Source organism: Ruegeria sp. K7 (assembly GCF_056531785.1).
Genome location: NZ_JBQFMJ010000034.1, coordinates 1 through 6,851, shown reverse-complemented (window position 1 = coordinate 6,851; position 6,851 = coordinate 1). Strand labels below are relative to the sequence as shown.

At 53.8% G+C, this 6,851-nt stretch carries 5 protein-coding genes; 2 read left to right on the top strand and 3 right to left on the bottom strand.

Translation table 11 applies throughout. The features are described 5' to 3' along the window. Window positions 1–381 precede the first annotated feature (381 nt). Together ACR0FE_RS23385 and ACR0FE_RS23380 are read right to left on the bottom strand one after the other, a co-directional pair. Window positions 382–696, bottom strand: a complete 315-nt coding sequence (locus tag ACR0FE_RS23385; RefSeq protein ID WP_170609775.1) for a hypothetical protein — start codon at window positions 694–696, stop codon at window positions 382–384. A 97-nt stretch (window positions 697–793) separates the two neighbouring features. Beyond that, on the bottom strand, window positions 794–2,164 hold the full coding sequence (locus ACR0FE_RS23380) for an FAD-binding oxidoreductase (protein ID WP_170609777.1): 1,371 nt from the start codon (window positions 2,162–2,164) through the stop codon (window positions 794–796). Window positions 2,165–2,466: 302 nt separating this feature from the next. Here ACR0FE_RS23380 and ACR0FE_RS23375 point away from each other — a divergent pair, with 302 nt between their 5' ends. Further along, the gene (locus ACR0FE_RS23375; RefSeq protein ID WP_170609779.1) at window positions 2,467–4,227 is read left to right on the top strand and encodes an adenylate/guanylate cyclase domain-containing protein; all 1,761 of its coding nucleotides are present in this window, start codon (window positions 2,467–2,469) and stop codon (window positions 4,225–4,227) included. A gap of 410 nt (window positions 4,228–4,637) precedes the next feature. Here the strand turns inward: ACR0FE_RS23375 and ACR0FE_RS23370 are convergent, their stop codons facing one another. Further along, window positions 4,638–5,990, bottom strand: coding sequence for a leishmanolysin-related zinc metalloendopeptidase (locus tag ACR0FE_RS23370; RefSeq protein ID WP_480915537.1), 1,353 nt, complete (start codon window positions 5,988–5,990; stop codon window positions 4,638–4,640). Window positions 5,991–6,379: 389 nt separating this feature from the next. On the opposite strand from ACR0FE_RS23370, the gene ACR0FE_RS23365 reads away from it, so the two are divergent. Next, window positions 6,380–6,742 carry a nuclear transport factor 2 family protein gene (locus ACR0FE_RS23365; RefSeq protein WP_170471409.1) on the top strand — a complete coding sequence of 121 codons (363 nt, stop codon included), beginning with the start codon at window positions 6,380–6,382 and terminating at the stop codon, window positions 6,740–6,742. Window positions 6,743–6,851 lie beyond the last annotated feature (109 nt).

The following is a 6,851-nucleotide window of genomic DNA, read 5'->3' as shown; positions in this document are numbered from 1 at the left end:
GCCTCCAATCCCGATGAAGAATCGGTAAAAGCCACGCTTGGCACTTCGGACGACGGAAGCCTTTATGCCGACGGCCAGGAGGACGATGATGCTGATGGAGAACCGGAGGGAATAGTTCAAACCCCGGATGGAGAGGCGGAAGACGAACTTGCAAGTAACGGCTGACCGTAAAGTTAGAGGCGCTAGAGTAAGGATTTAGACGCAATTTTCGAAAGTACCGGCCTCCCGTTGGATTGAAACTGGCCCATTAGTTAGATGGCACTTTCACCAATTTGGGGCCACCTAAAACAAAACTTAGGCGAAACTATTTGGTCCGCTCTGGGCTCAAAGCAGCTATTCTCAGCCGGCCGCTAGGATGACGTTCTGGGCGATCCAGGTCTTTTACTCCACGACGCGAAAAACCTCCCAATATGTTGAGCCGGAAACTATCACTTCCCCCATCTTTTTCCCCCATTCGGCATGCATCTTGATCGAAGCGATTTTATTGAAAAACGCATCCAGTTCGGCGAGATTTTCGATCTCGAATTCGTCTTGAATGATTGCTTCCTTAGCGCCAACCGAACCGGTAAAGATCCGGCTTTTCGACATATCGATATCTGTCTGCGAGCCGATCTGCTCGGCCCATTCTTTGTGAAGCGCCAACGTCTCTGATTTCATTCCGAACTTGGCCTCGCAGGTCCATCGCGCGATCATCATGAGGTGTTCCCTTCTATAAGTGTAAAATGTTCTGACCTGCCCCGTCAGCAACAACCAAGATGACAAGGCAGGCCATATCTAATTCAGTACCTTCGATCTAAGGAGCAATGTTCTGGTTGATGCGAAACAGGTTGTCCGGATCGTACTGACGCTTCAGTTTGAGAAGCCGCTCATAGTTGCCGCCAAAATTCTCCTGCGCGCGCCCAGCATCATCATCATCCATGAAATTGATATACCCGCCAGGCTCGGAGTAAGGCGCTATCGCATCTGAGTAATCACGCACCCACTTGGTATGTGCTGCATCGTCGGCCGGATCGTCAGATGCGGCCAGAACAACCATCGAAAAATTGGCATCCCGATGCCCGAACGCCGTTGCGTCCGCGTCCACGTCGTGACAGGCGCCGTCGATCGGGTAAAGATGCATGGTGGAGCTGACCGTCGGCGCGTTGGGCCCGTGCTTGACGTGGGCGGCGATTGCCTCATCGGTAAGTTCCTTGACGAAATTGCCCTTCCAGTACTGCCGGATGCCCTTTGGAAATAGGCCATCGAAGGCCGCGTTGATAGCTGGATAAGGCACAGGACCGACATGTTCAGCCTTGACCTCGGCGACTTCGTGGAATGCCTTGAACTGCTTTTCTCCTTCTGCCGGATCGCCTGACCAGCAGGCGACGATGGCGCAAAACATGTCGCCGTGGCGATCTTCTGGGATAAAAGGCAGCGGCGGAGCTATCTGGAAGGCTGGAAAGGCTCCCATCTCGCGCGGTGCCGTCTTTATGTAATCTCGGTAGAACTTGAAGATCGTCTCAGTCTCTTCGATCTCAAAGAACATCGGACCCCAGTAAACTGTGTCCACCGGCTGAAGCTTGTACTGGAGTGAGGTGCAGACACCGAAATTGCCGCCGCCACCACGGATCGCCCAAAAAAGATCGGCGTTTTCGTCTTCGCTGGCGATCAGCATCTTGCCATCCGCTGTCACTACGTCCGCCGAAATCAGGTTATCGAGAGAGAGACCATGCCCGCGCGACAGGTAACCGATCCCGCCACCAAGCGTGAGCCCGGCGATGCCCGTCGTCGATATTACGCCGCCCGTCGTGGCAAGGCCAAACGCACTGGTAGCAGAGTTAAAATCGCCCCACGTTGCGCCACCCTCGGCGCGAACTGTCTTTGCGCCAGGATCAACACGGATGCTGCGCATGTGCGACAGGTCGATGACGACCCCTCCGTCATTTGTGCCAAAGCCTGGGCCACTATGCCCGCCGCCACGAACCGACAAGTCGTGCCCATTGTCGCGCGCGTAGTTGACGACCGTCATCACGTCTCCAGCATTGGCGGCCCGCACGATCACAGCGGGCTTTTTGTCGATCATCCCGTTGTGGACCTTACGCGCGTCTTCATAGTTGGCGTCATCCTCAGTTATGACTTCCCCGCGTAAAAAGTCACGGAGTTCACTTAATGTCTTGGCTGTCATAATCTTCCCCCGTCGTTTCAAGTTCACCCGCCTAATAGACGGTTTCCCTAAGAGCCGATCAGTGGACCTGGGTGCACAAAATAAAGGCCGATCGCAAAGAAAGCACTGGTCGGCTTATGAACTGCGATCTTTCGGCAGGCTAACATAGCATAAGAAATAAGCCTAATCTGTCATGCATTGGGCTCGGAAAACTGCTCACTCAATGGACAACCGCAACGGGCTCGATACATTCAATCGCGATTATTGGCAGGCAATTGCCAATCTTGATAGCTTCAACGGGTGATCACCGACAGGAATTGCATATGACCCGCCGACTTGCCGCTATACTTGTCGCCGACATGGTCGGTTACTCCCGGCTCATGGCGGCCGATGAGGAGGGTACGCTTTCTCGGCTCAAAGACCTGCGTCGGGATATTATCGACCCAAGCATCCAAGGGGCCAATGGCCAGATCGTTAAACTTACCGGAGATGGCCTGCTCGCACTATTTAGTTCTGTCGTTGCTGCCGTTGAGGCCGCGGCCGCCCTCCAGAAAGCACTCTCCGCAGCAGAAGCTGCGAACCCAGCAAATCGCCGGATCAGCTTCCGCATCGGATTACATCTTGGCGACGTGATTTTGGACGAGGGCGATATCTACGGCGAAGGGGTCAACCTTGCGGCCCGACTGGAAAGCATGGCCAACCCGGGCGGCGTTCTAATATCTGACGACGCCTACCGGCAAGTTCGGGGCAAAACTAAGATTTCCTTCGTCGACCTCGGCGACCTCGCACTAAAAAACATTCCTGTGCCCATGCGCGCTTACAAAATGGAAATGGAAGACAAACCTGACGATAAGATTATGTCGTTGCAACCTGCCCACAAACCCTCCGTCGCTGTCCTTCCATTCCAGAACATGTCTAATGACCTGGAGCAGGAATATTTCTGCGATGGCGTCTCGGAAGACATCATCACGGAATTATCGCGCTTCCCAGAGCTTTTCGTTATCGCCCGCAACTCTTCGTTCTCGTTCAAAGGCCGCCCGGTCACTCATCACCAGGTCTCTCGTGAACTAGGTGTACGCTACATGCTCGAGGGCAGCATTCGGCGCTCCGCCAACCGTGTTCGTATTACAGCTCAGCTAATTGACTGCACAAATGGAGCACATGTCTGGGCCGAACGCTACGACCGCACACTTGAAGACATTTTCGCGCTGCAGGACGAAATTACACGCAACGTCGTCGGTGCCATCGCCCCTCAGATCTCTATGGCTGAAATCGGCCGAGTTTCCAATGCACATAGCATCGACTTCAACTCGTATGACCTCTCACTTCAGGCAATGGCAATATTTTACGCGGGTGGCTTCCACTCCCAGGAGAAATTCGACGAAGTCATTTTAACCTCCAATCGCGCTATCGATCTCGATCCGCGCAACGTCCAGGCCCATTGGATCAAGGCATATGCCTACCTAATGCGATACTTATATCAGTTCGATGAGGACCCAACTGAAACACTGAATATGGCGGAGAAGAGCGTTGAGCCCCTATTCCGGGGCGGTCAGCTTGACCCACGCGCCCTTTCCGTCCGCGGCATGGTTCGTCACTTCCGCGGCGATTTCGATGGTGCCGAGGCCGACTTTAACTTGGGTTTCCAACTAAACCCGAATTTCGCCCGCAACATCTTCTTTCTGGCATGGCACGAGTCTTTGGTGGGTCGAACCATTGAAGCGCGTGAGCACGCCCAACTCGCACTCCAACTCTCACCACGTGACACGGATCTGTGGGTCGGCGACGCTTACTTGTCGCTTGCTCAGGCAGCCTTCGCTGACGCGGATTTCGAGGACGCCATGCTATGGAGCGAGCGAGCCATCCAGATGACGCCCCGCGCTCCGATCCGCCGCGCAGTGATGATCGCCAGTGCCGCGCATCTCGGTCGACCTGAAATCGGTCGACAACACGAACAGGCGCTCGCAGATTTCGCTCCAGCCTTTCTCGGGAGTATCCTGTCCGGCGACTTGGTCCTCTATCGCCTTCCCCAACACAATGCATTGTTAATCGATGGTCTGCGGAAAGCCGACCGGAAGCGCTAGAAAAACGGCGCATAAACCCAAAAAATCAAGCAAATGAGTGTCTGCTCCGGACTTGAAGCAGTCGTTTGCTCAGCTGGTGTTTCGGCACTCAAAATCTTCCTTCAATTGATGCCTGCTTTGGGCTCGATTCGGTCGTTCGCTGCGCGATACATACCCTCGTACAACGCTGGCCGTACTTGATTGCGCAGGCCACAGTTTAGCTTGGGAACAACCAGACCTGTTCAAGTCGCTAACCGCAAAGAATTTCTGCCTTGCGGACAAAGCAACCATTAGTAACATTTGCGCAGCTAAACGGATAAGGGGTTGTATACTAACCAGCTTTGGCTATCACAATGTGCTGCGAACTTGGCTTCCAAGAAAACAGAAGCGCCAGAACTAACTGGCACCGCTGTGAACTAACTTGATGCAGTTCAAGCTGTAAGAAAACCGTCGTACCAGGCCATCAGATCGATTCCGTCGCCCGTAGCGTTTGAGCCATTCAGAGCATCCAGTTCGCCTTCCCATCCGACAGCGAGTTCATAGATCCCAAGGTCTTCTAGAGACGCGAGCGAAAAGTCTGCCAGGTACATGGTGTCGGTCTGTTCAACGATCCCGGTCATTAGCTCGGCATCCAGGGCTGCCTCGTCCCAATGACCTCCGGAAGTGCCGCGCCCGCCACCGCCTTCCGCCGGAATATTATCTCCATACAAAGTCGCAGCTTCTGTCCCAGTGTATACAAGATTGCCCTTCGACTTAGTTGTCAAATCGTTGCCCGCAACATCCCAAAGGGTACCAAATCCCAGCGCGTGGATCATCTCGTGAAGTATCGTGTCATCAAGCACGCCGAGTGCATCGAGAGAGGCCGCATCGGCAAGGTCGATGGTAAGGGTGGCGCCAGCCGGTGTTTCAGCCGTGCCGTTGCCGTCCCAGTCGTTTGCTGCGTAAATATTTGCCGATGCAACCTCTCCACCCAGCGCACCGGTTTCAAGTTTGACTTCGACATAGAGGTCATCAAGCACAAACTCCGTACCATCTGATTTCAAGCCGTTGTCATCGTCCGTAAAGCCATATGCAATGACCGAAGAAAGAAATTCCGCTGCCGCTTCGACATAGCCTTGTATGGTTGTCGCGATCGAAGTGTTCCAATCTGACCCGTTTCCCACAAATTCGATCTGAAAATTAAACGGATCACTAGTGCCGCGATTGGTATCTACGTTGATAGTATCGTCGAACCCGGTATCGAGAGTGCCCGAAGTGTAGGTAGCTTCCACAGTGCTGCCACCGCCGCCTCCATCACCACCGCCATCATCGCCACCGCCGCCGCCCGGTCGACCACCACCGCCACCGCCGCTGCCACCACCGCCGAAGGGATTGCCCATGTTGAACTCTTGGTAGTCAACGAAGGTTGCGTCGGAGCCTACACTGGTTTGGTTTTCGAAGGCAGAGGGCTGAAGGAGTGCGCGCAACGCCTGGCCATCTGCCGGCGTAACCGGTTCAAGCCCGGTGGGAGCGTGAGCCTGCTCAAAGATACCCAGGCCATCTCTGCCTTCAACATCAGAGCTGCCGAATGGATTGCCCGTGTCGAACACTTGGTTGTCATCGATGGAGCTCTCACTAGCATGATTTTCAGCAGTGGTGGGCTGAAGGAGTGCGCGCAACATCTGGCCGTCTGCCGGCGTAACCGGCTCGGGTCCGTCGGGAGCGTGAGCCTGCTCCAAGATAAATTGATCAATGGCATTAAAGAAGTCGTCAAACAGAATTCGATCAAAACGTTTTGCGTGCATATTGGCTATCTCCGAATTGAAGCCCCCACCAATACATCTGACTATTAGAATAAAATAACGTGCTTTAATGTGCGTGGAATATGCCGTTAACGTCTAGTTTATGTATTGAGCGGTAGTTCTTTAACCAAGCCGTCGCACAATCCTACCCCTGTAAAGGTATAAAATGGGCTCGGTGCGGACATTCGAAGTTCACGACAAGGAGCGAATACCGGCTGTGCGGACAAAGCTGCTATCCATCATGCGCCTTACGTGCAGCGTCAAGACGGCCCAAGCCGCGACAACTCGCTTTCCCAAATTTAAGTATTTCTCACGTGGCATACGAAGACGAGCATCGAAACAGGCTTTTGTGATAGTCTGATGACACCAGCTGGTAAACTTAGGGGGAAAAGATGTCAGATGTTGAAAGTGTAAAGGCGCTCGACGCGTCCATCATTGAAGGGATCAATGCTAAGGATGCGGGTATGGCAACAGCCGCTTATGCCGAAGATGGAGCCCTCATGCCACCTGGTGCTCCTACAATGTCTGGCCACGCTGCCATCCGAGAGTATTGGCAGGCGGCAATTGATGGTGGCCTGGAGAACGTTTTGGCCAATCCGACCGCAGCTCATGTCAGTGGAGACATTGCAGTTACGATGGGGACGCTGACAGGCTCAATGGGTGGGCAAGAACTTGCTGGAAAGTACGTTCTTTACTTTCGAAAAGGCAACGACGGCTGGAAGGTTCAGCGCGACATTTGGAACTTCGACGCATGATGCTGAGAGTGTGCGGAACTGTCTTAGCCCCGTAAAACTGTGCCACTATTTTGGTGTCACGGAAGGGATGATGGATGGCTCGGAAGCGGTATTCGGATGAAGATGCGTT

Coding starts and splice junctions, on each gene's coding strand:
- ACR0FE_RS23385 (WP_170609775.1), bottom strand. CDS start 696: ATGATGATCGCGCGATGGACCTGCGAGGCCAAGTTCGGAATGAAATCA.
- ACR0FE_RS23380 (WP_170609777.1), bottom strand. CDS start 2,164: ATGACAGCCAAGACATTAAGTGAACTCCGTGACTTTTTACGCGGGGAA.
- ACR0FE_RS23375 (WP_170609779.1), top strand. CDS start 2,467: ATGACCCGCCGACTTGCCGCTATACTTGTCGCCGACATGGTCGGTTAC.
- ACR0FE_RS23370 (WP_480915537.1), bottom strand. CDS start 5,990: ATGCACGCAAAACGTTTTGATCGAATTCTGTTTGACGACTTCTTTAAT.
- ACR0FE_RS23365 (WP_170471409.1), top strand. CDS start 6,380: ATGTCAGATGTTGAAAGTGTAAAGGCGCTCGACGCGTCCATCATTGAA.